Below are 1,828 nucleotides of genomic sequence, written 5' to 3'. Positions count from 1 at the left end.
CCAGGCGTCCCGGACCGGTCCGTACAAGCTGGGCTGCGCGCCCGTGTTCGAGGACCAGATCACGGCACCGTTCTGGAACAGCTGATAACAGCCCCCATCCCGCAACCCGCACGTGATTTCCGACGTCTTAGACCCCAACGCCGCCGTCGACGTTGCCAGTGCCGCTATGGCCTGGCTGGCGGCAGCAGGAGTGGATTCGATGGTGACGCCTGCAGCGGTGTTGGTGATCCAGTCAATCGATACGCGGGTACCCGCGTGCGTAGTGAAAGTCTGACCGGCCTGCCAGGCGTGGTGGGTGCTGTAAAAACCTGCGAAGTGTGTGGAGTCAGGCATGAGGATCAGCGAGCCCGCGCCGAACTGCTGGACGATCTTGACGCCACGATTGCCGTTGACAGCCGTGGCAGTGTCGTAGCCAACCGGAAGCCGCAACTCCAGGTAGTAGATCTCCCCGCTGACGGGATCTGTGAACTTCACTGCGCGGTTCGCTGCGGTGCCTGCCCACGCGGTCAGGGTGAAACTTTGGCTGCCGCTTGCCTTGCCCACGTTGAGGATCTCGTCGCCTCGACCAAACCCCCCGAAGTCCCATAGAGTCGAGCTGATGGTCGGCTGGCTACTCTGTGATGCGCCCATGAGGTCCATGGTGTCGCCGTACTCGCGGATGCTGCAGGTGCCGTCGGCAAATGAGCCGTCAGGGTTCGTGGCTACATCTTGGGCACCGCTTCCACATTCCAGGCTATTGGCGTGCATCAGGCCCAGAACATGGCCGAACTCGTGTGTCAGGACGCTCTTGGTCAACGATGCAGGCATCGGCATGATCACGCGTCCGCTGGTTCCGTTGTAGCTCCAGCCAGCCCCGAAAGCGCCAGAGGACAAAGTCGGCGTCGAGACGAAGACCACCAGAGCCGTGTAGGAACCCGGTACCCAACCGAGTTCATTCGTGATGGTGTTCATCATGTCGGAGTAGCTCTGCCGCGAGGAAGCGCTGCGGCTGTTGAACGTTTCCGTGCTTGCCACGCTCATGGACAGTCTGTTGTTGGACATGGTCCGCCAGTAATTGCTCGTCGTCTGGACTGCATCTATGGCGCTGCCCATGGGAATGGTCGCCTTGACATCGGTTAGCTGGACGGTTACCAGGCGGACTTTGATGTCGCCGGTGCGCGCCACTGAGTAGGCCTCTGTGCTCAGGCTGGGCTTCGTCGCGCCCTTGTTTCCTTCGGCCGGCGGAGTTTCAAAAGTGTGGGCCGAAGTGGGCACACCACCGAGGTCTTCCGCTGCTGGCTGCGTCGGCGGCACCTGTCCGGTCGGCGATGCAGCGGCAGTAGCCGCAGGCGCCGCTGGGGACGGCGTCGGCGTCGAGGCTTGCGTCATGTGCCGCGCACCGGACAGAGGCGCTGTGCTGGCTTGAGCAGCCGGGGCCGCGTTAACCGACGCCGCTGAAAGGAGCAGGGCAGAGACTACGACTGCCAACATCCGTTTGAGGTTCATTGGTTCCTTCATAGAACGCGGCGCCTTGAGTTGTGCTGCCGACCGGGAAATGTATGTAACTTCGGGGCTTCTAAACGGCCGATTGGCCCCAAAGGGCTGAACCTGCGCGTGACTTACACCGACGCGGCGTGTACTGCGCTAAATCTGCGCGACTCCTGCGCTGAACAGGGGATTTGGTGGCCGGTTGTGGTGTCTGTTGTTTCGGGGGTTAGTTGAGGTAGGCGCCGCGGGTGGGGGTCCATGTGATTTTTCCGTTTTGGTAGGTCTGGGTGCAGTTGTCGGCTGCGGGGGTGCAGGTTTGTGGTCCGGTGGGGTAGCCGAGGCGTCCGGTTTCGTAGCCGTT

General features: G+C 62.0%; 2 protein-coding genes. Both read right to left on the bottom strand.

Features of this window, described 5'->3' with window-relative positions; genetic code table 11:
• Nucleotides 1-1,485: M12 family metallo-peptidase (locus AC1DGI_RS18180; RefSeq protein WP_476899832.1), on the bottom strand; the 1,485-nt coding region annotated here is incomplete at its 3' end.
• 208 nt (nt 1,486-1,693) lie between these two features.
• Nucleotides 1,694-1,828 (bottom strand): hypothetical protein (locus AC1DGI_RS18175; RefSeq protein ID WP_476899833.1); only part of this gene is annotated, 135 nt, incomplete at its 5' end.

This window comes from Arthrobacter sp. 05N428_2 (genome assembly GCF_056397065.1).
Note: the sequence above shows the minus strand (reverse complement) of the source record. Positions and strands in the feature narration are given on the sequence as shown.